We start from the raw sequence: 23,671 nt of genomic DNA on the forward strand, positions 1-23,671 counted from the left end.
TGGGTAGCGGAGAGAGCGAAAGCGCATTCCGAGACCTCCTTTGAAGGGTGCCACTTGTGTCGCACGACGAACAACGGCCGGGAGGCCGGGCAGAGCTGTCCGTGACGGCGGATCTTCCCGGCCATCCCCAGGAAACCGGGCGGCCCTCGACCGACCGTGTGGTCTTCGGTGTCACCGCCGTCCTCACCCTCGCCTTCGTGGTGTGGGGCTCCGTCGCCACCGACACGCTCGAAGACGTCTCGAGCAAGATGCTCAGCGGCCTGATCCACAACGGTGGTTGGGCGTTCGTGCTCGCCGCGTCCGGCTTTGTGGTCTTCGCCCTCTGGCTCGCCATCAGCCGCTACGGCAGGATCCCGCTCGGACAGGACGGCGAGGGGCCGGAGTTCCGCACGGTGTCCTGGGTCGCGATGATGTTCAGCGCGGGCATGGGCATCGGCCTGATGTTCTACGGCGTCAGCGAGCCGCTCGCGCACTTCATCACACCGCCGCCGGGCACCGACCCCGCCGACTCGGCGGATGCCATGCAGACGGCCATGGCCACCACCCTCTTCCACTGGACGCTGCACCCCTGGGCGATCTACGCGGTAGTCGGACTCGCCATCGCCTACAGCACCTTCCGCCGCAGGCGGCGGCAGACGATCAGCGCGGTGTTCGTGCCGCTCATCGGCGAGAAGAACGCCCACGGCGCGCCCGGCCGGGTCATCGACATCCTGGCGATCTTCGCCACGCTATTCGGCTCCGCCGCCTCGCTCGGGCTCGGCGCCCTGCAGATCGGCAGCGGCTTCCGTGAGCTCGGGTGGATGGAGAAGGTGAGCACGGGCCTGCTCGTCGCCATCATCGCGGTGCTGACCCTGGCCTTCGTCCTCTCCGCGGTCTCCGGCGTCGAGAAGGGCATCCAGTGGCTGTCCAACATCAATATGGTGCTGGCTCTGCTGCTCGTCGTGTTCATCTTCATCGCCGGGCCGACCATCATCGTCCTCGACCTGCTGCCCACCTCGATCGCCTCCTACTTCGGCGATCTGCCGCAGCTCGCCGGCCGTACCGAAGCCGGCAGCGGCGAGGGTGTCGCCGACTGGCTGGGCAGCTGGACGGTCTTCTACTGGGCGTGGTGGATCTCCTGGACGCCGTTCGTCGGTATGTTCATCGCCCGTATCAGCCGGGGCCGTACGATCCGCCAGTTCGTCGGCGGGGTCATCCTGGTGCCGAGCACCGTCAGCCTGATCTGGTTCGCCGTCTTCGGCGGTACGGCGATGAAACTGCGGGAGCGCAAGCAGCTCGGCGACGAATCGACGCCCGAGGGCCAGCTCTTCGCCGTGCTCCAGCAGTACCCGATCGCCACCGCGATGAGTCTGCTCGTGATGATCCTCGTCGGCATCTTCTTCGTGTCGGGCGCGGACGCCGCGTCCATCGTGATGGGCACGCTCTCCCAGAAGGGCGCCTTCGAACCGGCCAAGCTGGTCGTCGTCTTCTGGGGCGTGGTCACCGGCGCCGTCGCGGCCATCATGCTGCTCATCGGCAACGGCAAGGGCGATGCGCTGGCGGGCCTGCAGAATCTGACGATCCTGGTGGCCGCGCCGTTTGTGATCGTCATGGTGGGCATGTGTGTAGCGCTGATGCGCGATCTGCGCACGGACCCGCTGATCGTGCGCGGCGAGAGGGGTGCGGAGGTCGTCGAGTCCGCGGTGATCGCGGGGCACGAGAAGTACGACGGGGACTTCGAGCTCCACATCGGACCCGGCGGGGGGCCCGAGAGCGACGCGGGCCCGGAGGGTGAGCGGAGCCCGGCCGAACGCCGCTGATCACGCCGGCTCATCGCCCGCTCCGGTGCGTACCGGGGCGGGCGGTGCTGTCCGTGGCTCAATGTCCGACACCACCGCCCGATGCGTGCTCGGATCACCTCATAACTGGGGATACTCAGGACATGTCTGCCGAGTACGCGACCTTCGGGCTGGCGCCGGCGATGCGGGCCGGGAGAGTCCTCGCGAATGGTGGCTACCAAGTGCACCGGGACTTCATGGACTTCATCGTCGACGGCCGGCCGCTGCTGTTCCAGCTCTCCGACCTCGACGCGGTATCGCCGCTTGCCTCCGACGTACCGCCGGCGATCTTCACCGCCCATGTCCGCATGCTGCTGCTGGAGGCGCCGGCGCCGCTGGCGGACGGGCGCTGTGTGATCTACGGCTGCCCGGAGTGCGAGGGCATCGAATGCGGCGCGGTGACCGCGGTGATCGAGCGGGACGGGGACGACATCGTATGGCGGGACTTCGCCTGGCAGACGGCCGAGCAGGCGGACCTGGAGCTCAACGGCTACCGCGGGATGGGGCCGTTCCGGTTCCGCGGCGATGAGTACCGGGCCGAGCTGGAGCGACTGCTGACGGACGGCGGGGACGCCGCGCCCGAGCGCCGCCGGGTGCTGCTGATCGGCGCGCGTGTGGCCGTGCTGGCCAGGCTCGCCGCCGCGCTGCGCACCATCGGCATCGGCGCCGAGATCACGAGCGATGCCGCCGAGGTGCCCGCCGAGGAACTGCGCACCTATGGTGCGGTCGCCTTCGGGCGAGCGGTCGGCGAGCACGAACGGGACGATGTGCGCGCGGCGTTCGAGCGGGCGGGGGCGGACGTCGTGTACGTCTGCGGTCTCGCCCCCGTCATTCCGCTGCTGGTCGCCCAGATCGAACACGCCCTGGATCGCAGCCCGTTGGAGCGCAGGCGGCTGACCCGGCTGACGGCCCAGGACGGAGCGGCCGGTGTCGAGGTCACCTCGGCCTGCCGGGTGCAGCTCGTCGCGTACCGCGTCGACCGGCTCCACCGCACGCATACGCGGGAGCTGTTCGACGGGATGCTGGAGCCGGGCGAGCACCGAATTCCGGTGGACGGGCGGGCCGTGAAGGGGCAATCCTTCCTTGTGGCGCGCACCATGGGGAGCGTGCTGGTCGCACCGATGGTGCACTGACACCGACGATGGCCCCGGCGAGCCGCGAATCGCCCCACCTCATGCATCGACACTCCGTGCACCGACACTCCGTGCACCGACACCTCGCGCGTCGAACGACCCGCAGGCCCACCGCCTCGCCGCGATGAGCGGCCGCAGCGGCGGACCCGCCATTCGCACACGTACGCGCGAGGAGCTGAGGCGCACCCGTCGTCCCCGCGCCCACTCCTGCTGGGACCATCTCTACGCCGCCCCGCTCTGGCCGCTCCACGGCGCCAACCTGGGCACCCTCGCCCGCACCTGCGACGCCGTGGGCGCCTGTCTCACGGTGCCGCGATTCCCGTGGGTGCCCGAGGCCCTGGCCCGCGGTAACACCCTGCGCAAACCGCTCTGCACACACTGGACCGGCGACCCGCTCGGGTGGCTGGCCCGGCAGCGCGAGCGGGGCGCGCGGATCGTCGGCGTCGAACTGGCGGACGAGGCGGTGCGCCTCGCCGACCTTCCGCCCGCCCGGCAACCCACCGTCATGGTCCTCGGGCACGAGCAGAGCGGCATCCCGCCCGAAGCCCTCGACCTGCTCGACGAGTGCGTGGAGATCCCGATGGTGGGCAGCGGCTCCAGCCTCAACGTGGCCGTGGCCGGGTCGCTCGCCCTGTACAGGCTCTCCGGCCTGCTCTGATCCATGGGACACCCCTTAGGATCGACCCCCTGATGACTGCAACCCTCGTCGCCAAGGATCTCGCCGCAGGACACGGCGACCGCTCACTCTTCTCCGGGCTCGACCTCGTCGTCGCGCCCGGCGACGTGATCGGTCTCGTCGGGGTCAACGGCGCCGGCAAATCGACCCTGCTGCGCCTGCTCGCCGGACTCGACCGGCCGGAGCAGGGCGAGCTGAAGCTCTCCCCGCCGACCGCCACCGTCGGGCATCTGCCGCAGGAGCCCGAGCGGCGCGAGGGGGAGACCGTACGGGACTTCCTCGCCCGCCGCACCGGCGTCGCCGCCGCCCAGAGGGCCATGGACGAGGCGACCCAGGCGCTCGTCGACGGCGCGCCCGGCGCGGACGACGCGTACTCCACGAGCCTGGAGCGCTGGCTCGACCTCGGCGGCGCGGACCTCGACGAACGCGCCGAGGAGGTCGCCGCCTCGCTCGGCCTCACCATCGGCCTCGATCTGCCGATGACCGCGCTCTCCGGCGGCCAGGCGGCCCGCGCCGGCCTCGCCTCGCTCCTCCTGTCGCGCTACGACGTCTTCCTGCTCGACGAGCCGACCAACGACCTCGACCTGGACGGACTCGAGCGCCTGGAGACGTTCGTACGTGGCCTGCGCGCCGGTACTGTCGTCGTCAGCCACGACCGCGAGTTCCTCACCCGCACCGTCACCAAGGTCCTCGAACTCGATCTCGCGCAGCAGCGGATCACCCTCTACGGCGGCGGATACGCGGCGTATCTGGAGGAGCGGGAGACCGCACGCCGGCACGCCCGCGAGGACTTCGAGGAGTACGCCGACAAGAAGGCGGCCCTGGAGGGCCGGGCGCAGATGCAGCGGTCCTGGATGGACAAGGGTGTCAAGAACGCCCGGCGCAAGGCGACCGACAGCGACAAGCTGGGCCGCAAGTTCCGCAGCGAGGCCAGCGAGAAGCAGGCGGCGAAGGCCCGCCAGACGCAGCGCATGATCGAACGCCTCGACACCGTGGACGAGCCCCGCAAGGAGTGGGAACTCCGGATGGAGATCGCGTCGGCCCCGCGCTCGGGCTCGGTCGTCGCGACCCTGCGCAGCGCGGAGGTCCGCCGCGGCGCCTTCGCCTTCGGCCCGGCCGACCTCCAGATCGACTGGGCGGACCGCGTCGCCATCACCGGCGCCAACGGCTCGGGCAAGTCCACCCTGCTCGCCGCGCTGCTCGGCCGGCTCCCCCTCGACGCGGGCCACGCCTCGCTCGGGTCGGGCGTCGTGGTCGGCGAGGTCGACCAGGCCCGCGGGCTCTTCTACGGCACCGAGACCCTCCTGGACGCCTTCTGCGCTGCCGTGCCGGAGACCGAACCGGCCGAAGTCCGCACGCTGCTGGCCAAGTTCGGCCTCAGGGCGGAGCACGTCCTGCGCCCGGCGACCACGCTCTCCCCGGGCGAGCGCACCCGCGCCGCGCTGGCGCTGCTGCAGGGCCGCGGGGTCAATCTGCTCGTGCTCGACGAGCCGACCAACCACCTCGACCTGGTGGCGATCGAGCAGCTGGAGTCCGCGCTCGACTCGTACACGGGAACGCTGCTGCTGGTTACGCACGACCGCCGGATGCTGGACGCGGTCCACACCACGCGCCGCATCGAGGTCTCCGCGGGCAAGGTCACGGAGCACTGACGTGTACGCCGAATCCAGCCCCGCCGGCGTTTGAGGCGCGGGGCCCGGGGCGGAGCCCACCATGGGCCCCGCCCCAGCCGCCGTCAGCCGCGCCGCTTCGCGTCCCCGAGCCCCGCCCGCCGCAGCGCATCCGCCATCGCACTGTTCGCCGGCGCCGGAGCCTGCCGGGCACCTCCCCTGTCACCGCTCCGGTCACCACCGCGACCGCCCTGGCCGCCCTGACCGCCCTGAGCGCCTTGCTGACGACGCTGCTGCGGCGGCCGCCCCCCGCGCTCACCCCGCTCCCGCTGCTTCGCCCCGCCCGTCTTCGGCGCGGCCTCGTCCTCCAGCCGCAGCGTCAGCGAGATCCGCTTGCGCGGAATGTCGACGTCGAGGACCTTCACCTTCACCACGTCGCCCGGCTTCACCACGTCCCGCGGGTCCTTGACGAAGGTCTTGGACAGTGCCGACACATGGACCAGGCCGTCCTGGTGGACACCGACGTCCACGAACGCGCCGAACGCCGCGACATTGGTCACCACGCCCTCGAGGATCATCCCGGGCGCCAGATCCCCGAGCTTCTCCACGCCCTCCTTGAAGGTGGCCGTCTTGAAGGCCGGGCGCGGGTCGCGCCCCGGCTTCTCCAGCTCCCGCAGGATGTCCGTCACCGTCGGCAGACCGAAGGTCTCGTCCACGAAGTCCGCCGGCTTCAGGGACCGCAGCACCGGCGCGTTGCCGATGAGCGAAGCGACCTCGTCGCCCGCCGTCTTCACCATGCGCCGCACCACCGGGTACGCCTCCGGGTGCACGCTGGACGCGTCCAGCGGGTCGGCCCCGCCCCGGATCCGCAGGAAGCCCGCGCACTGCTCGTACGCCTTCGGGCCGAGCCGTGCCACGTCCTTGAGCGCCCTGCGCGAGCGGAAGGGACCGTTCGAGTCGCGGTGCGCGACGATGTTCTCGGCGAGCCCGGTGCCGATGCCCGAGACCCGTGAAAGCAGCGGAGCGGACGCGGTGTTGACGTCGACGCCGACGCCGTTCACACAGTCCTCGACGACCGCGTCCAGCGAGCGGGAGAGCTTCACCTCGGAGAGATCGTGCTGGTACTGGCCGACGCCGATCGACTTGGGGTCGATCTTCACCAGCTCGGCCAGCGGGTCCTGCAGGCGGCGCGCGATGGAGACGGCGCCGCGCAGCGTCACGTCCATGTCGGGCAGCTCCTGCGAGGCGAACGCGGACGCCGAGTACACCGAAGCGCCCGCCTCCGAGACCATCACCTTCGTGAGGCTCAACTCCGGGTGCTTCGCGCACAGTTCACCGGCGAGTTTGTCGGTCTCGCGGGACGCCGTGCCGTTGCCGATCGCGATCAGGTCGACGGAGTGCTCCTTGGCGAGACGCGCCAGTTTCGCCAGCGACTCGTCCCACTTGTTCGCCGGGACATGCGGGTGGATCACGTCGGTCGCGACGACCTTGCCGGTCGCGTCGACGACGGCGACCTTCACACCCGTACGGAAACCGGGGTCGAGGCCCAGCGTCGCCCGCGTGCCCGCCGGCGCGGCCAGCAGCAGATCCCGCAGGTTCGCCGCGAAGACCCGTACCGCCTCGTCCTCGGCCGCGGTACGCAGCCGCAGCCGCAGATCGATCCCCAGATGCACCAGGATCCGGGTCCGCCACGCCCAGCGCACCGTGTCCGCGAGCCACTTGTCGCCGGGGCGCCCCCGGTCGGAGACATGGAAGCGCCGGGCGACCATGCCTTCGTACGTCGAGGGTCCCGGCTGCTCCGAAGGCTCCTCCGGCTCCAGCACCAGGTCGAGGATCTCCTCCTTCTCGCCCCGGAGCATGGCGAGCACCCGGTGCGAGGGCAGCTGCTTGAACGGTTCCGTGAAGTCGAAGTAGTCGGCGAACTTGGCGCCCGCCTCCTCCTTGCCCTCGCGCACCTTCGCCGCCAGCCGGCCGCGCGTCCACATCCGTTCACGCAGCTCGCCGATCAGGTCCGCGTCCTCGGAGAAACGCTCCGCCAGGATCGACCGCGCGCCCTCCAGCGCGGCGGCGGCATCCGCGACGCCCTTGTCCTCGTCGACGAAGGCCGCCGCGGCCGCGAGCGGCTCCACCGACGGGTCGGTGAGCAGCCCCTCGGCGAGCGGCTCCAGACCGGCCTCGCGCGCGATCTGCGCCTTCGTCCGCCGCTTCGGCTTGAACGGCAGGTAGATGTCCTCGAGCCGCGCCTTGGTGTCGGCGGCCCGGATCTGCGCCTCGAGCGCATCGTCCAGCTTGCCCTGCTCGCGTACGGACTCCAGGATCGCGGTCCGCCGCTCCTCCAGCTCCCGCAGATACCGCAGCCGCTCCTCGAGCGTGCGCAGCTGCGCGTCGTCGAGCATCTCGGTCGCTTCCTTGCGGTAGCGCGCGATGAACGGCACGGTCGACCCGCCGTCGAGCAGCTCGACGGCCGCCTTGACCTGTCGCTCGCGTACGCCGAGCTCCTCGGCGATCCTGCCTTCGATGGACGTCGTCACGGTTCCCCGACTCGCCTTCTCATGCTGGCTGTGCTGGTTCTGCTTGAGAGTGCATTGTGCCGGGTGGCCGGGCGCCGTGTCGCGCGCCCGCCCCGCCGTGCGTGCCGTCAGTGCTTGCCGCTGATGTCCTCGGGGAACGCGCCCGCGACCACCGCGGTCATCAGGAAACCGCGTGCCAGCTCGGTGAGCCGCTCCACACCCTCGGCTCCCAGATGCTCGTACGGGGCCAGGTCGATGCGGTCCGTGTGCTCCTCGAGCTCCGTCCGGAGCCGTACGCCGTCCTCGGTCAACTCGCCCTCGGCGTCCAGCAGTCCACGCTCGCGCAGCCGCCCCTCGGCGGCCTCCCAGTCGGTGCGCCGCCAGCCGCGCGTGGCGAGAATCCAGCGCGGCGCCATGCCCTTGCCGGTCGCCGTGTGGCTCACCAGGGCCTCGAGCGGGTCGAGCCCGGCGGAGAGCAGGGCCGCGAGATGACCGTCGCCGCGGTGCTCGCGCAGCAGGGTCGCGGCATGCCAGTAGGCGAGATGGGGTTCGTCGGGCACGGGCAGATCGGCGTGCGCGGCGTACAGCGGACGGGCGTGCCGGGTGCATGCCTCGGCGGCGCGCAGCGCGAGCTGCGCGGCCTCCGCCAGCTCCGGCGATGCGACGACCTCGTCGCCGAGCAGCCGCCGCAGGGTGCTGTCGACGGCGCGCAGCCGGGCATCGAGGACGGCCCCGGGGGATGCGGTGTCCCACACGGCGGGCAGATGCCGGGCGATCAGCTCGTGGTTGAAGTTGTAGAACGTCGCGGTGACCACACCCGGTCCGACGGCGCCCATCGCGGCGCCTCGCCCGGCGAAGTAGGCGGCGCGTGCGTCCTCGATGCCGAGCTGTGCGAGCTCCTTCGCGAAGTCGGGCGAGAAGTACACCGTCGAGTGCAGCGGATTGAGGGCGTTGTGACAGCGGCGGCCGGCGCGGGCGGGCAGTGAACTCATACCGAGCACGTTACCGACTGGTCGGTACGTCGTGAAGCCCTGGGTCCGCATGGCAGGAAAGGTGGGCTACTCGTCATTGCGGCCACCGCCGCCGCGATCAAGGATGGACGGTATGACGCAGCCATCCGTACTCGTCGTCCTCTTCGACGACGTGCAGAGCCTCGATGTGACCGGCCCGGTCGAAGTCTTCGCCGGCGCCGGCAAGGCCGCCGGCAGCGCGTACGAGATCCGCACCGCGTCCCTGGACGGCGCCCCGGTCCGCACCTCCAGTGGCCTCATGCTCGTCCCGGACAGCGGCCTCGCCGACGCCGCCGCCCCGCACACCCTGCTCGTCCCCGGCGGCAACGGCACCCGCACCCCCGACCCCAGGCTCATCGACTGGCTGCGCACCCACGCCCCGCGCGCCGAGCGCCTCGTCTCGATCTGCACCGGGGCCCTGCTGCTCGCCGAGGCGGGTCTGCTCGACGGCCACCGGGTGACCAGCCACTGGGCGGTCTGCGAACGGCTGGCCCGCGACTACCCGGCCGTCGAGGTCGACCCGGACCCGATCTTCGTACGCGACGGAAAGCTGGCCACGTCGGCCGGTGTCACCGCCGGCATCGACCTCGCCCTCGCGCTCGTCGAGGAGGACCACGGCCGGGACATCGCGCTCACGGTCGCCCGCCATCTGGTCGTCTTCCTCCGACGGCCGGGAAACCAGGCGCAGTTCAGCGCCCAGCTCGCCGTCCAGACCGCCCGGCGCGAGCCGCTGCGCGACGTACAGCAGCACATCACCGAGCACCCGGAAGGGGATCTCTCCGTCGAGGCACTCGCCGCCCGCGCCCGGCTCTCGCCCCGGCACTTCGCCCGCGCCTTCCAGGAGGAGACGGGCATGACGCCGGGCCGCTATGTCGAGCGGGTCCGGCTGGAACAGGCGCGACGGCTCCTGGAGGACACCCCCGACGGCGTGGAGGAGATCTCGCGCGCCTGCGGCTACGGCACCCCGGAGGCCATGCGCCGCGCCTTCGTCAAGGTGCTGGGCTCGGCCCCGGCCGAATACCGGCGCCGCTTCCACGCTCCCGTACAGCCCGCCCACTGACCCGCCCACCGGAAGGCACCCCATGCAGATCGCCATCGTCCTCTTCGACCGCTTCACCGCGCTGGACGCCGTAGGCCCCTACGAAATGCTCTGCCGCCTCCCCGGCGCCGAGGTTGTCTTCGTCGCCGAGCAGGCGGGAGGGGTCACCAACGACCGCGGCACCCTCACGCTCGTCGCCGCCAAGACCTTCGACGAGGTGACCCGCCCGGACATCGTCGTCGTCCCCGGCGGTCCCGGCCAGAGCGACCAGATGGAGAACGAGACCCTGCTGGGCTGGATGCGCGCCGTGGACGCGACCACCACCTGGACCACCTCGGTCTGCACCGGCTCGCTGCTGCTCGCCGCCGCCGGACTCCTCAGGTGCCGCCGGGCAACCTCGCACTGGCTGGCGCTGGACCTCCTTACGAAGTACGGGGCCGAGCCCACCGGCGAGCGGGTCGTGACCGACGGCAAGTACGTGACGGCCGCGGGCGTATCCTCCGGCATCGACATGGGGCTCACCCTGGTCGGCAGGATCGCCGGTGAGCGGCACGCCCAGACCGTACAGCTGCTCACCGAGTACGACCCTCAGCCGCCCTACGACGCCGGATCGCCGGAGAAGGCCCCGGCCGACATCGTCGAGGAGTGGCGCGGCAAGAGCCGGTTCATCCTGAAGCAGCGCTCCACGTGAAGCGCGGCACCCTGCGCTCCAGGAAGGCGGCGACACCCTCCGCGGGGTCGCCGCTGCCGCGCTGCTGCTCCTCCCAGTGGGCGTCCCGGTCGGTGCGGCCCGTCGCGAACTCCTTCGCCGCGGCCTGGGTGAGCTGAGAGCGCGAGGCGACGATACGGGTGAACTCCGCCACCCGCTTGCCCAGTTCACCCGCCGGCAGCACCTCGTCGACCAGACCGGTGCGCAGCGCCCGCTCCGTACCGATCAACTCGCCCGAGAAGAGCAGGTACTTGGCGGCGGCCGGACCCACCAGCGCGACCAGCCGCCGGGTGGAGGAGGCCGGGTAGACGATTCCGAGCTTCGCCGGTGTCACCCCGAACAGTGCGTCCTCCTCCGCGAAGCGCAGATCACAGGCCGCGGCCAGCTGGCAGCCGCCCCCCACGCAGTAGCCGCGCACGGCGGCGAGGGTCGGCTTGGGGAACGCGGCGAGCGCCTCCTCGGCGCGTACGGCGAGGGACTGCGGCGCCTCGCCGGGCTCCCGCAGCGAGGAGATGTCGGCGCCGGCGCAGAAGGTCGAGCCCTCGCCGGTCAGCACCAGTGCGCGTACCGCGTCGTCTGCCGCCAGCTGCCCGAGCAGCTCGGGAAGCGCACGCCACATGCCGGCGGTCATGACATTGCGCTTGTCGGGATTGCTGATGACGACGGTGGCGACCCCGTCCACGACGGAGTGGTGCAGCTTCGGCTCCATGTGCCGGATGCTATCCGCCGGAGAAGCGGCCAGAAGAAGATCAGGAACAGTCGAACAACTGACGCTGTCATACGCACTCGGTCAAAAACCGTCGATTGCCGCTGACTTGTGTTCAGCAGCCCGGTCCGGACCAAGTGACTGCCAACACTTATTACTCGATGGTCAGTGGCAATCGATCCGAGGGTGGGTGCCGGACTATGGAGAGCCGCGGGAGCGTCCCGGCCCGGCCACTGTCGTACGAGGGCGTCTGGCGATTCACTGCTCCTGCCGTCGACGTCTCCGTCCCGCAGGCCAGGCACGCCGTACGCGATCTGCTCAACCGCCAGGGCGTCCCGGTCCAGGACGACCTCGTCCAGGGACTGCTGCTGATCGTCTCCGAGCTGGTCACCAATGCCGTACGGCACGCCGCTCTGCTGTCGCCGGAGGTGGCCGTCGAGGTCGCCATCGGCGCCGAGTGGATCCGGGTGTCCGTGGAGGACAACCACCCGTACCGGCCCAAGGCGCTGGAGACGGACTACGCGCAGACGGGCGGCCGGGGGCTGTTGCTCGTACGGGAGATCACCCTGGAGGCCGGCGGCTCCTGCGACGTCGAGCACACCGCGAGCGGCGGCAAGATCATCTGGGCCGCGGTGCCGCTGAGACCGGTCGGCGGCGCCGCGCCGCTCTGAGCCCCCGTACCTGCCCCGCCGCTGTCACCAGTCTCCGGACGGCCCCGTGAGCTCCTTGATCGCTGGGCGCGCGGCGTCCAGCACGGTCATGAACCACGCCGAGAACGGCGCCTCGGCGTGCCGGTCGGCCAGCTCCTTCGGCGTCACGAACGCCGTCTCGCCGACCTCCTCCGGGTCCGGCCGCAGTGGAGCCTGCGCCATCCCGACGAAGAGGTGGTTGAACTCCTGCTCCACCAGACCCGAGTCCGGGTCCGGGTGGTTGTAGCGGACCGTGCCCGCCTCCGCGAGCAGCGAGGGCGAGATCCCCAGCTCCTCGTACGTACGCCGGGCGGCGGCCGCGAACGGCGCCTCGCCCGGGTAGGGGTGCCCGCAGCAGGTGTTCGACCAGACACCGGGGGAGTGGTACTTGCCCAGCGCGCGGCGCTGCAGCAGCAGCCGGCCCTGCTCGTCGAAGAGGAACACGGAGAACGCCCGGTGCAGCTGCCCCGGCGCCTGATGCGCCTCGAGCTTCTCCGCGGTGCCGATGGTATTGCCGTGCTCGTCGACCAGTTCGAGCAGGATCGCTTGTGACGCGCCGTTCGACGAGCTGTTCGCCGCGGTGGCTGGTGTGGTCGGCATACCCATCCTTCGCTTCGGTCCTCGGCCCTGGGGGCCTGCCCAGTCTGCCGTACAAAAGCGGCTTGTCCGCACTTCGACGGTCTGGGCATGTCCGCCCCCGCCGTGACGGCACGCGGCGGGGGCGACCCTGCTCATCGGGACTCATCAGACGCCGAAGGCCGCCGGATAGCGAATCGTGCCCTGCGGCACACCCCCGGAACCGTCGAGCACGAGGACCATCATGGCTTCGTCGGGCACCTCGAAGGTTGGCCTGATCGAGTACCGCGAGGCCGCTTCGAAGCCGAACCTCGGGTAGTAGCCGGGATGCCCGAGGAGAAGAACGAGCCTCTCCCCGCGCACCCTGGCCAGATCCAGCACGGCCCGGACGACCGCCTGGCCGGCGCCCTTGCGCTGATGCTCGGGAGCCACCGCGACGGGCGCCAGTGCCACCGCGGGTACGTCCCCGACATGGCACCGGGTGAGCAGCGCGTACGCCGCCACCGAGCCGTCCGCCGCCTCGGCGACGTACGACGTGCCGGGCAGCCAAGCGTCGCCGTCCAGGCGCAGCGCGTCGACCAGTCCCGCCTCCTCGGCGGTCGCGAAGGCCGCGGCGTTGATGGCCCGTACCACCGGAATGTCGGCCTCGGTCTCCGGCCTGGTGTGCCAGCGGGTGTCGGCGGGGCGCAGCACATGGCCGGTGTAGCCGTACTCCGTGCCGTGGTCACGGCGCATGCCGATCTCCGCCCGGGTGGCGGCGAGCGCCTGCGCCATGCCGGGAGCCGTGGCATCCGCGGTCTCGGCCCGCTCGCCGAGCGGTCCGTAGTACTCGTCCCAGTCGCTCTCGGGCTGGCGGTGCACGCCCAGGACGTTGTAGCCCGCCGTGACCGCCGCCGCGGTGTTCCCGGCGGTGGTGCGCAGCGCGTAGTGCTGGTCCCAGAAGGCGCGGGCCTCGGCCGAGGGCTCCTCGGCCGTCCACTCGCACTCGGTGAGGACCAGCGAACCGCCCGGCGCGAGCAGCCGCCGCCACCTCCGCAGAGCGGTGTCGAAGCCGATGTTGTACGCGGAGCTCTCCGCCCAGACGAGGTCGAACGAGCCGTCGGGGAAGGGGAGTTCGGCCATATCGGCCTTGACGGTACGGATCGTGTCACCGATCCCCCGGGCCTGGGTAGTGTGCCGCAGCTCGTCGAGGAACGGCTCGTGCAGATCGACCGCCGTCACCTGCGCACCGGCCTCGGCGGCCAGCAGCAGGGCGGACCGGCCCGGGCCGCAGCCCAGATCGAGCACGCGCGGACGCTTCGGCAGCGGCCCGGCGAGGGCGAGCAGCCGACGGGAGGTGTTGTCGGAACCGGGGCCCTGCCGCGGAAGACCGTGGTGCAGGGCGAAGAAAGCGTCGTACAGAGCGTTGTCGGACAACGTGGGAACCCTTGAGTGTGTGCGGGCTCCGGCCGACGTACGGAATCAGGCCGGCCGGGAGCCCGGAAGCCGAGGATGGACCGGGCGGCTGCGCGGGGCAGCCTTCACTGCGACGGTCATCAACCTCAGCTCCTCTCAAGCGCGGTGAGGCTCCCATGCCTCTGCGAAAACACTAACAGCCGCCAGTGACACGGGTCTCAGTGCCTCGCCTCAGTGGCAGAGCCTCGCCTCGTGCTCCGCGTGGCCGACGGGCTCCAGCTGGAAGGTGCAGTGCTCGACATCGAAGTGATCGCCGATGCACCCCTGCAGATCGTGCAGCATCCTCTCGTGCCCAACCGCGGACAGGACGTCCTGGCTCACCACCACATGCGCGGAGAGGACCGGCATCCCGGAGGTGATCGTCCAGGCGTGCAGATCGTGCACGTCCTCCACACCGCGCAGGGCCACTATGTGCGCCCGCACCTCGCCCATGTCGACGCCTTTGGGGGCCGCCTCCAGCAGGACGTTGAGGGTCTCCCCCAGCAGCTTCCAGGTGCGCGGCACGATCATGAGGCCGATGACCAGGGACGCGATCGGGTCCGCGGTCTGCCAGCCCGTGGCGATGATGATGCCGGCCGAGACCAGCACCGTGAGCGAACCGAGCGTGTCCGCGAGCACCTCGAGATACGCCCCGCGCACATTGAGGCTCTCCTTCTGGCCCCGCACCAGCAGGGAGAGCGAGATCATGTTGGCGACAAGACCGATCAGGGCGAAGGCGATGGTCAGGCCGCCCTTGGTCTCGGCCGGGGTGATGAAGCGCTGCACCGCCTCGTACAGCAGATAGCCGCCGACGCCGATCAACAGCAGACAGTTGGCCAGGGCGGCGAGGATCTCGGCGCGTGCGAAGCCGAAGGTGCGGTTCAGTCCGGCCGGCCGGTTGGCGAAATGGATCGCCAGCAGCGCCATCCCGAGACCGACCGCGTCCGTCGCCATATGCGCGGCGTCGGCGATCAGGGCGAGGGAGTCGGAGAGGATGCCGCCGACGATCTCCAGGACCATCACGCCCAGCGTGATCGACAGCGCGATGCGAAGGCGTCCCTTGTAGGCCGCGGCCGCGGTGCCCGTTGGCGGCGGTCCGCCGTGCGCATGCCCGTGGTCGTGCCCAGCCCCCATGAGGACGCCTCCTGGTCGTCGGAACGATCTGCCGAGACCTCAGTCAACTACGGGTGGGGGGTATCGAGCAACACGGGACTGAACACCGTTGTCAACTCGCCTGACCTGCGGAAATGACCGCAGGTCAGGACTCTGACAAGATCACTTGATACGGGCGTCGGGGTGCCGGAGGCACCAGCCCTCCCACGCCGAATCGACCATCTCGCGTACCCCTCGCGAAGCCGTCCAGCCCAGCTCCTTGGAGATCAGGTCGACCGAGGCGACGGCCTTCGCGGCATCGCCCGGACGGCGCGGCTCGACGACCGGCTCGTCGGTGTACCCGGTGACGTCGGCCACCAGATCGGCGAGCTCGCGTACCGAGACACCCACCCCGCGGCCGATGTTGACCGTCAGATCCCCGGCGTCCTGCTCGGCAAGCCGGCGGGCGACCGCGAGATGGGCGTCCGCCAGATCCGAGACATGGATGTAGTCACGGATGCAGGTGCCGTCCGGGGTCGCGTAGTCGGCGCCGAAAATCCGCGGCGCCTCACCGCGGGTGATCCGGTCGAAGAACATCGGAATGATGTTGAACACCCCGGTGTCGGCCAGTTCCGGCCGATCGGCGCCCGCCACATTGAAATAGCGCAGACAGGCGGTGGACAGCGAGTGTGCCCGGCCGGTGGCCCGCACCAGCCACTCGCCCGCGAGCTTGGTCTCGCCGTACGGATTGATCGGCTCACAGGGAGCGGACTCGGGGATCAGCTCCATGTCCGGTATCCCGTACACGGCGGCGGAGGAGGAGAACAGGAACCGCTGCACACCCGCCGCGACGACCGCTTCGAGCAGCACCGTCAGCCCGTGCAGATTCTCCCGGTAGTAGAGCAGTGGCTGCTCGACGGACTGTCCGACCTGCTTCTTCGCCGCGAGATGTACGACACCGGTGACAGCGTGCTCGGCCAGGGTGCGATCGAGCAGTTCCCGGTCCAGGATCGCCCCGCGCACCAGGGGGATCTCCGCAGGCAGCCGATCGGTGATCCCCGACGAGACGTCGTCGAGGACCACGACCCGCTCACCTGCCGCCGTCATGGCCCGCGCCACATGCGCCCCGATGTACCCCGCCCCACCTGTGATCAGCCACGTCATGCCGACCACCCTAGGCCCTGTCCGGCGGATCTTGCCGGGCTCCGGCCCGATCGTCGGGACAGGACCTGGGCCCTCGCCCCCGCGGTTTGTGGGGCGAGGCATGGATCGACGATGATGATCTCGATGGGCCGCCTTGGGGGGCCGGTCCATGTCGAGCGGGGACGTAAACGGCCGGTGAATTCCCGCATAGGTACATCCGATAGCCTCTGCCGACGTGCCGCCGCCCATATACGGGCCGAGCCGCCGCGCACCCGCACCGTCAGCTCCAAGGAGTGAGTTCGTCTGTCGACCGCAATCCTCACCGGTCCGCCGGTACCCGGATCGTCGCTCGAGGGCGATCTGCGGGCGCTGGGTTTTGACGTACGGATCGCCTCAGGCACCGAGGACACCGCAGCACTGATCGCCGCAGTCCCGGGCGCCGACCGCGTCGCCGTCGTCGACCCCCGCTTCGTCGGGCACGTACACGCTCTGCGACTGGCGCTGACCGACCCGCGCTTCCCCGCGGCCGCGGTCGCGGGCGCACTGACGGTGCAGCCGGAGGCCAGGCCCGCTCTGGTCCGGGCCCTGTCGGCAGCGCCGGGCAGCGGCGTCCCCGCAGGTGGCGTCGGAGCGCAGGCGGGCAACGCGGCCGACGACGGGGACACCTTGTCGGCGGTCCAGGCCGCGCGGAGCCCCGTAGTGACCGACGCGCTCGCCGAGGCCCTCGACGCCGACGGTACGGCCGTGTACCGGCCCGAGCTCGGATCGCTCGTGGCGACCGTGCCCGGTGACCCCCAGGCCCGCAACGAGGCCCGGCAGGCCGTCACCGCCGTCGACGACGAAGCCGTACGGCTGCGCTCCGCCGTGAAGGCCCGCGACGGGTTCTTCACCACGTTCTGCATCAGCCCGTACTCGCGCTACCTCGCCCGCTGGTGCGCCCGTCGCGGACTGACCCCCAACCAGGTCACCACCGCCTCACTGCTCACCGCGCTCGTCGCGGCCGGCAGCGCGGCCACCGGCACCCGCGCCGGCTACATCGCCGCCGGCCTGCTGCTGCTCTTCTCCTTCGTCCTGGACTGCACCGACGGGCAGCTCGCCCGCTACTCGCTCCAGTACTCGACGATGGGCGCCTGGCTGGACGCGACCTTCGACCGCGCCAAGGAATACGCGTACTACGCGGGACTCGCGGTCGGTGCCGCCCGCGGCGGCGACGACGTCTGGGCGCTCGCCCTCGGCGCGATGATCCTGCAGACCTGCCGGCACGTCGTCGACTTCTCCTTCAACGAGGCGAACCACGACGCGACCGCCGCCGGTAAATCTGTTACCGGCAGCCCCACCGCGGCCCTCTCCGACAAGCTCGACAGCATCGGCTGGACGGTCTGGGTGCGCCGGATGATCGTGCTGCCGATCGGCGAGCGCTGGGCGATGATCGCCGTGCTCACCGCCGTCACCACCCCCCGGATCGTCTTCTGCGCCCTGCTGATCGGCTGCGGCCTCGCGGCCTGCTACACCACCGCGGGCCGTGTTCTGCGCTCGCTGACCCGCAAGGCCCGTCGGACGGACCGCGCCGCCCAGGCGCTCGCGGACCTCGCCGACTCCGGCCCGCTCGCCGAAGCCGTCGCCGGCGGCTTCAAGCAGCGTGCTCGGAGCTTTCCCGGATTCCTGCCGCTCGCGATCGCGCTGCTGGGCGGCACCGTGCTGGTGGCGACCGCCGCCTTCACCGACTACGGCAGCCTCTGGCCGGCCGTCGCCGCCGTGATCTACGTCGTCACCTCGGGTCTGGCTGTTGCCCGCCCTCTCAAGGGCGCGCTCGACTGGCTCGTACCGCCGGTGTTCCGCGCGGCCGAGTACTGCACCGTCCTGGTGCTCGCGGCCCACGCCGATGTGAACGGGGCGTTGCCCGCGGCCTTCGGTCTGGTTGCGGCGGTCGCCTACCATCACTACGACACGGTGTACCGCATCCGCGGCGGTACGGGCGCGCCCCCGCACTGGCTGGTGCGGGCGATCGGCGGACACGAAGGACGGATCCTGGCCGTCGTGCTGGCGGCCGCCCTGCTCAACAGCTCGGACTTCACCCTCGCGCTCACGGCCCTCGCTGTGGCCGTCGCGCTCGTGGTGCTCGTCGAGAGCATCCGCTTCTGGGTGTCCTCCGGAGCACCCGCCGTACATGACGAAGGAGAACCCGCATGATCGGCCTCGTACTGGCAGCCGGTGCCGGACGGCGTCTTCGCCCCTACACCGACACGCTCCCGAAGGCCCTCGTGCCCGTCGACGGCGACACCACCGTCCTCGACCTCACCCTGGGGAACTTCGCGGAGATCGGGCTCACCGAGGCCGCCATCGTCGTCGGCTACCGCAAGGAAGCCGTCTACGAGCGCAAGGCAGCCCTGGAGGCGAAGTACGGCCTGAAGCTGACCCTCGTCGACAACGACAAGGCCGAGGAGTGGAACAACGCCTACTCCCTGTGGTGCGCCCGTGACGTCATCAAGCAGGGCGTCATCCTCGCCAACGGCGACACCGTGCACCCGGTCTCCGTCGAGCGGACCCTGCTCGCCGCCCGCGGCAACGGCCAGAAGATCATCCTCGCCCTCGACGCGGTGAAGAACCTCGCCGACGAGGAGATGAAGGTCATCACCGCCGAGGGCAAGGGCGTGCAGCGGATCACCAAGCTGATGGACCCGGCCACCGCCACGGGCGAGTACATCGGCGTCACCCTCATCGAGCCCGAGGCCGCCGACGAGCTCGCCGACGCGCTGAAGGCCACCTTCGAGCGCGACCCCGACCTCTACTACGAGGACGGCTATCAGGAGCTCGTGAACCGCGGCTTCACCGTGGACGTGGCCCCCATCGGCGACGTCAAGTGGGTCGAGATCGACAACCACGACGACCTCGCGAAGGGCCGTGAGATCGCGTGCCTGTACTGACCCGACTGATCCCGTCCCCGGTCGTCGTCGACATCGCACGCGGCGCCCTGGACGATCTGGCCGGCCTCCTGGCCGACCAGCGGATCTCCTCCTCCGGCAAGCTCGCGATCGCGATCAGCGGCGGCTCCGGCCAGGCGCTGCGCGAGAAGCTCTCGCCGGTGCTGCCGGGCGCCACCTGGTTCGAGGTCGCCGGCGGCACGATCGACTCCGCCGTCAAGCTCGCCGACGACATCAGGGGCAAGCGGTACGACGCCGTGGTCGGCCTCGGCGGCGGCAAGATCATCGATGTCACGAAGTACGCGGCGGCCCGTGTCGGCCTGCCAATGGTGGCCGTCGCGACGAACCTCTCGCACGACGGCATCTGCTCCCCGGTCGCCACGCTGGACAACGACAACGGCCGCGGCTCCTACGGCGTCCCCACCCCCATCGCCATGGTCATCGACCTCGATGTCATCCGTGAGGCACCGGTCCGCTTCGTACGCTCCGGCATCGGCGAGGCGATCTCCAACATCTCCGCGATCGCGGACTGGGAGCTGTCCCACCGCGTCAACGGCGAACCCGTCGACGGCCTCGCCGCCGCCATGGGCCGCACCGCCGGCGAGGCCGTACTGCGCCACCCGGGAGGGGTCGGCGACGACGAGTTCCTCACGGTCCTCGCCGAGGCGCTCGTGCTCTCCGGCATCGCGATGTCGATCAGCGGGGACACCCGCCCCTCGTCCGGCGCCTGCCACGAGATCAGCCACGCCTTCGACCTGCTCCACCCCGAACGCGCCGCCAGCCACGGCGAGCAGGTCGGCCTGGGCGCCGCCTTCGCCATGCACCTGCGCGGTGCGCACGACCTGTCCGGACTCTTCGCCGAGGTGCTGCGCAGGCACGGCCTGCCGGTGCTGCCCGAGGAGATCGGCTTCAGCGTGGACGAGTTCGTCAGAGCCGTCGATTACGCACCGCAGACCCGACCGGGCCGCTTCACCATCCTTGAGCACCTCGACCTCTCCACCGACCAGATCAGGGACGCGTACGCCGACTATGCCAAGACCATCAGTAGCTGAACTCCGTCCGGTCGTTCACCCGGAGGGAGTGAAGGACCGGCGAAGCGGCGAGCACTGGGCCGGGCGCATGTACATGCGAGAGATCTCGCTGCACATCGACCCGTACCTGGTCAACACCAAGATCACGCCCAACCAGCTCACCTACCTCATGATCGTGGTGGGTGTGCTCGGCGGCGCTGCCCTGCTGATCCCGGGACTGACCGGCGCGATCCTCGCGGTGGTGCTCTTCCAGATCTATCTGCTGCTCGACTGTGTCGACGGTGAGGTCGCCCGCTGGCGCAAGCAGACCTCGATCACCGGCGTCTACCTCGACCGGATCGGCCACTACCTCTGTGAGGCGGCCCTGCTGGTCGGCTTCGGCATCCGCGGCGCCGATGTCTTCCACCAGGACGGCGCCACCAACTGGCTGTGGGCCTTCCTCGGCACCGTCGCCGCGCTCGGCGCCATCCTGATCAAGGCCGAGACGGACCTGGTCGACGTGGCCCGCCAGCGCAGCGGACTGCCCGCCGTCAAGGACGAGGCCGCCGTGCCGCGCTCCTCCGGTCTGGCGGTGGCCCGCCGTGCCGCGGCCGCGCTGAAGTTCCACCGGCTCGTCGGCGGCATCGAGGCCAGCCTCTTCATCCTGGTCGTGGCCATCCTCGACAAGGTCCAGGGCGATCTGTTCTTCACCCGCCTCGGCATCGCTGTCCTGGCCGGCATCGCCGTCGTCCAGACGCTGCTGCACCTGGTGTCGATCCTCGCATCCAGCAGGCTCAAGTGACTGCGCCGCTGAAGCTCGGCGCGGTCATCATCACGATGGGCAACCGCCCCGACGATCTGCGCGCCCTGCTCGACTCGGTCGCCAAGCAGGAGGGCGACCCGATCGAGGTCGTCGTGGTCGGCAACGGCGCCCCGGTGACCGACGTCCCCGAGGGCGTACGCACCGTGGATCTGCCCGACAATCTGGGCATCCCCGGCGGCCGTAACGTCGGCATCGAGGCCTTCGGCCCCTCCGGCTCCGGCGTCGATGTGCTGCTCTTCCTCGACGACGACGGTCTGCTGCCGGGCAGCGACACCGGCGAGCTGGTGCGCCAGGCCTTCGAGGCCGAGCCGAAGCTGGGCATCGTCAGCTTCCGGATCGCCGACCCGGAGACGGGGCTCACCCAGCGCCGCCACGTTCCGCGGCTGCGGGCCTCCGACCCGATGCGCTCCTCGCGGGTGACGACTTTCCTCGGCGGCGCCAATGCCGTGCGTACGAAGGTCCTCGCCGAGGTCGGCGCGCTGCCCGACGAGTTCTTCTACGCCCATGAGGAGACGGACCTCGCCTGGCGGGCGCTGGACGCGGGCTGGGCGATCGACTACCGCGCGGACATGGTGCTGTTCCACCCGACGATGCCCCCGTCGCGGCATGCGGTCTACCACCGCATGGTCGCCCGTAACCGGGTCTGGCTCGCCCGCCGCAATCTGCCGGCCCCCCTGGTCCCCGTCTACCTTGCTGTCTGGGTTCTTCTCACGCTGGCCCGGCGCCCTTCGGTGTCCGCTCTGAAGGCCTGGTTCGGCGGCTTCAAGGAGGGCTGGCAGACGCCCTGCGGGCCACGCCGGCCCATTAAGTGGCGTACGGTATGGCGGCTGACCCGGCTGGGTCGCCCTCCTGTCGTCTGACATGCTCGGTCCTGAGAGCATCGGGCGTACTCCCGGGACCTGGACGTCTGAGCCTGCGCCCGACCGGCTGCGCATCTTGAACACGAAAGTTTCAACTTGTGAGTGACACAACCCATGACGGTGCGATCGTGACGAGCGCCCCGCCATCTCCCGATGAGGGTCTGACCTCGGCGCAGCTCGCCGCGAAGTACGGCCTTTCGGTGAGCGGTGCCCGACCGGGTCTCGTCGAGTACATTCGGCAGCTCTGGGGCCGGCGCCACTTCATCCTGGCGTTCTCATCGGCGAAGCTGACCGCCCAGTACAGCCAGGCGAAGCTCGGCCAGCTCTGGCAGGTGGCGACCCCTCTGCTGAACGCGGCCGTCTACTACTTGATCTTCGGCCTGATCCTGGACTCGGGCCGCGGGATGGACAAGGCGGTCTTCATCCCGTTCCTGGTGACGGGTGTGTTCGTCTTCACCTTCACCCAGACCTCCGTGATGGCCGGCGTCCGCTCCATCGCGGGCAATCTGGGACTGGTACGGGCCCTGCACTTCCCCCGGGCGGCACTGCCGATCTCCTTCGCCCTGCAGCAGCTCCAGCAGCTGATGTTCTCGATGATCGTGCTCTTCGTCATCGCGGTGTCCTTCGGCAGCTACCCGTCCCTCAGCTGGCTGCTGATCCTGCCCGCACTGGCCCTGCAGTTCGTCTTCAACATCGGTCTGGCTCTGATCATGGCCAGGCTGGGCAGCAAGACGCCGGACCTGGCCCAGCTGATGCCGTTCGTCATGCGCACCTGGATGTACGCCTCGGGCGTCATGTTCTCGATTCCCGTGATGCTCGCGGGCAAGCCGTCCTGGATCGCCGATGTTCTGCAGTACAACCCGGCGGCCGTCTACATGGACCTGGTCCGCTTCGCGCTGATCGACGGATACGGCGCGTCCAACCTGCCCTCGCACGTGTGGCTCGTGGGCGGCCTGTGGGCCCTTCTCGTGGGCGTAGCCGGCTTTGTGTACTTCTGGAAGGCTGAGGAGCGATACGGCCGTGGCTGAAGAAAACGTGCAGGGGCGCATCCCCACCGTCATCGCCGACGACGTCCACATCGTGTACCGGGTCAGCGGTGGCAGCGGCGGCAAGGGCAGCGCCACGGCGGCGCTGAACCGCATGATCCGTCGGGACAAGGGCGAGTCCCGTGCGATCCGCAAGGTGCACGCCGTGCGCGGCGTGTCCTTCACGGCGTACCGCGGCGAGGCGATCGGCCTGATCGGTACCAACGGTTCCGGCAAGTCGACCCTGTTGCGCGCCATCGCCGGCCTGCTGCCGACCGAGAGCGGCAAGGTGTACACCGACGGCCAGCCGTCCCTGCTCGGCGTCAATGCCGCGCTCATGGGCGATCTGACCGGCGAGCGGAACGTCATACTCGGCGGCCTGGCCATGGGCATGTCGCGTGAGGAGATCCGCGACCGGTATGAGGGGATCGTCGACTTCTCGGGAATCAATGAGAAGGGCGATTTCATCACCCTGCCGATGCGTACCTACTCCTCCGGCATGGGAGCCAGGCTCCGCTTCTCCATCGCAGCGGCCAAGAACCACGACGTCCTCATGATCGACGAGGCGCTGTCGACCGGTGACCGCAAGTTCCAGATCCGCTCCGAGGCACGCATCCGTGAGCTCCGCAAGGAGGCCGGCACGGTCTTCCTGGTCAGTCACGGCGCCAAAACGATCAGGGACACCTGCGACCGCGTCCTGTGGCTGGAGCGGGGCGAGCTTCTGATGGACGGCCCGACCGACGAGGTCATCAAGGCGTACGAGAAGGAGACCGGCAAGTAGTCCGGTTCCCGGTCGAAGACCCCCGCCGTGGCATCCGGGCGGGGGTCTTCCGCGTCCTTGGAGGAGACGGCGGGCCGTGAGCCGGAACCGGACATTCGGGCCTGGAT

At 70.3% G+C, this 23,671-nt stretch carries 21 protein-coding genes; 14 read left to right on the forward strand and 7 right to left on the reverse strand.

Annotated elements, in window-relative coordinates:
* The first annotated feature begins 56 nt into the window (after positions 1-56).
* From SLUN_RS34095 to SLUN_RS34110, 4 genes are all read left to right on the forward strand, one after another.
* Entirely contained in the window at positions 57-1,799 is a 1,743-nt protein-coding gene (locus SLUN_RS34095) for a BCCT family transporter (protein ID WP_108153778.1), read from the forward strand.
* Positions 1,800-1,921: 122 nt separating this feature from the next.
* Positions 1,922-2,950: an oxidoreductase gene (locus SLUN_RS34100; RefSeq protein ID WP_108153779.1), complete on the forward strand. Its 1,029-nt coding sequence runs from the start codon at positions 1,922-1,924 to the stop codon at positions 2,948-2,950.
* A gap of 124 nt (positions 2,951-3,074) precedes the next feature.
* Complete coding sequence (locus SLUN_RS34105) at positions 3,075-3,608, forward strand: TrmH family RNA methyltransferase (RefSeq protein ID WP_108153780.1); 534 nt, start codon at positions 3,075-3,077, stop codon at positions 3,606-3,608.
* A gap of 32 nt (positions 3,609-3,640) precedes the next feature.
* Positions 3,641-5,278: an ABC-F family ATP-binding cassette domain-containing protein gene (locus SLUN_RS34110; RefSeq protein ID WP_108153781.1), complete on the forward strand. Its 1,638-nt coding sequence runs from the start codon at positions 3,641-3,643 to the stop codon at positions 5,276-5,278.
* An 83-nt stretch (positions 5,279-5,361) separates the two neighbouring features.
* Here SLUN_RS34110 and SLUN_RS34115 read toward each other — a convergent pair whose 3' ends face one another.
* Together SLUN_RS34115 and SLUN_RS34120 are read right to left on the reverse strand one after the other, a co-directional pair.
* A complete protein-coding gene (locus SLUN_RS34115) occupies positions 5,362-7,767 on the reverse strand; it encodes a Tex family protein (protein ID WP_108153782.1) in 2,406 nt (801 codons plus the stop codon).
* Between the two features lie 107 nt (positions 7,768-7,874).
* A complete protein-coding gene (locus tag SLUN_RS34120) occupies positions 7,875-8,738 on the reverse strand; it encodes an SCO6745 family protein (protein ID WP_108155092.1) in 864 nt (287 codons plus the stop codon).
* Positions 8,739-8,850: 112 nt separating this feature from the next.
* On the opposite strand from SLUN_RS34120, the gene SLUN_RS34125 reads away from it, so the two are divergent.
* Positions 8,851-9,816: a GlxA family transcriptional regulator gene (locus SLUN_RS34125; protein WP_108153783.1), complete on the forward strand. Its 966-nt coding sequence runs from the start codon at positions 8,851-8,853 to the stop codon at positions 9,814-9,816.
* 22 nt (positions 9,817-9,838) lie between these two features.
* Positions 9,839-10,486: a DJ-1/PfpI family protein gene (locus SLUN_RS34130; RefSeq protein WP_108153784.1), complete on the forward strand. Its 648-nt coding sequence runs from the start codon at positions 9,839-9,841 to the stop codon at positions 10,484-10,486.
* On the opposite strand, the gene SLUN_RS34135 is transcribed toward SLUN_RS34130, so the two are convergent.
* Positions 10,461-11,213 (reverse strand): enoyl-CoA hydratase/isomerase family protein, encoded by a 753-nt coding sequence (locus SLUN_RS34135; protein ID WP_108153785.1) that lies wholly within the window; start codon positions 11,211-11,213, stop codon positions 10,461-10,463. The genes SLUN_RS34130 and SLUN_RS34135 overlap by 26 nt on opposite strands.
* Positions 11,214-11,410: 197 nt before the next feature.
* Here SLUN_RS34135 and SLUN_RS34140 point away from each other — a divergent pair, with 197 nt between their 5' ends.
* Complete coding sequence (locus tag SLUN_RS34140) at positions 11,411-11,881, forward strand: ATP-binding protein (RefSeq protein ID WP_108153786.1); 471 nt, start codon at positions 11,411-11,413, stop codon at positions 11,879-11,881.
* A gap of 24 nt (positions 11,882-11,905) precedes the next feature.
* Here SLUN_RS34140 and idi read toward each other — a convergent pair whose 3' ends face one another.
* The 4 genes from idi to galE all read right to left on the reverse strand — a co-directional run bounded on the left by idi (position 11,906) and on the right by galE (position 16,165).
* Positions 11,906-12,499 carry an isopentenyl-diphosphate Delta-isomerase gene (idi, locus tag SLUN_RS34145; protein WP_108153787.1) on the reverse strand — a complete coding sequence of 198 codons (594 nt, stop codon included), beginning with the start codon at positions 12,497-12,499 and terminating at the stop codon, positions 11,906-11,908.
* A 144-nt stretch (positions 12,500-12,643) separates the two neighbouring features.
* Complete coding sequence (locus SLUN_RS34150; RefSeq protein ID WP_108153788.1) at positions 12,644-13,891, reverse strand: bifunctional class I SAM-dependent methyltransferase/N-acetyltransferase; 1,248 nt, start codon at positions 13,889-13,891, stop codon at positions 12,644-12,646.
* A gap of 210 nt (positions 13,892-14,101) precedes the next feature.
* Positions 14,102-15,043, reverse strand: a complete 942-nt coding sequence (locus tag SLUN_RS34155; RefSeq protein ID WP_108153789.1) for a cation diffusion facilitator family transporter — start codon at positions 15,041-15,043, stop codon at positions 14,102-14,104.
* A 141-nt stretch (positions 15,044-15,184) separates the two neighbouring features.
* On the reverse strand, positions 15,185-16,165 hold the full coding sequence (galE, locus tag SLUN_RS34160; protein WP_108155093.1) for a UDP-glucose 4-epimerase GalE: 981 nt from the start codon (positions 16,163-16,165) through the stop codon (positions 15,185-15,187).
* Positions 16,166-16,447: 282 nt separating this feature from the next.
* Between galE and SLUN_RS34165 the strand changes: the two genes are divergently transcribed.
* The 7 genes from SLUN_RS34165 to SLUN_RS34195 all read left to right on the forward strand — a co-directional run bounded on the left by SLUN_RS34165 (position 16,448) and on the right by SLUN_RS34195 (position 23,564).
* Complete coding sequence (locus SLUN_RS34165; protein WP_108153790.1) at positions 16,448-18,334, forward strand: DUF5941 domain-containing protein; 1,887 nt, start codon at positions 16,448-16,450, stop codon at positions 18,332-18,334.
* The gene (locus tag SLUN_RS34170) at positions 18,331-19,068 is read left to right on the forward strand and encodes a phosphocholine cytidylyltransferase family protein (protein ID WP_108153791.1); all 738 of its coding nucleotides are present in this window, start codon (positions 18,331-18,333) and stop codon (positions 19,066-19,068) included. Before SLUN_RS34165 ends, SLUN_RS34170 begins: the two co-directional genes overlap by 4 nt.
* Entirely contained in the window at positions 19,056-20,117 is a 1,062-nt protein-coding gene (locus tag SLUN_RS34175; RefSeq protein ID WP_108153792.1) for an iron-containing alcohol dehydrogenase family protein, read from the forward strand. Before SLUN_RS34170 ends, SLUN_RS34175 begins: the two co-directional genes overlap by 13 nt.
* A complete protein-coding gene (locus SLUN_RS34180) occupies positions 20,095-20,877 on the forward strand; it encodes a CDP-alcohol phosphatidyltransferase family protein (protein WP_175313026.1) in 783 nt (260 codons plus the stop codon). The genes SLUN_RS34175 and SLUN_RS34180 overlap by 23 nt, the downstream gene beginning before the upstream one ends.
* A 35-nt stretch (positions 20,878-20,912) precedes the next feature.
* On the forward strand, positions 20,913-21,758 hold the full coding sequence (locus tag SLUN_RS34185; RefSeq protein WP_175313029.1) for a glycosyltransferase family 2 protein: 846 nt from the start codon (positions 20,913-20,915) through the stop codon (positions 21,756-21,758).
* Between the two features lie 98 nt (positions 21,759-21,856).
* On the forward strand, positions 21,857-22,786 hold the full coding sequence (locus tag SLUN_RS34190) for an ABC transporter permease (RefSeq protein WP_108153794.1): 930 nt from the start codon (positions 21,857-21,859) through the stop codon (positions 22,784-22,786).
* Positions 22,779-23,564 carry an ABC transporter ATP-binding protein gene (locus SLUN_RS34195; protein ID WP_108153795.1) on the forward strand — a complete coding sequence of 262 codons (786 nt, stop codon included), beginning with the start codon at positions 22,779-22,781 and terminating at the stop codon, positions 23,562-23,564. The genes SLUN_RS34190 and SLUN_RS34195 overlap by 8 nt, the downstream gene beginning before the upstream one ends.
* The last annotated feature ends 107 nt before the right edge of the window (positions 23,565-23,671 follow it).

It is taken from the genome of Streptomyces lunaelactis, from assembly GCF_003054555.1.
Classification (GTDB): Bacteria; Actinomycetota; Actinomycetes; order Streptomycetales; family Streptomycetaceae; genus Streptomyces; species Streptomyces lunaelactis.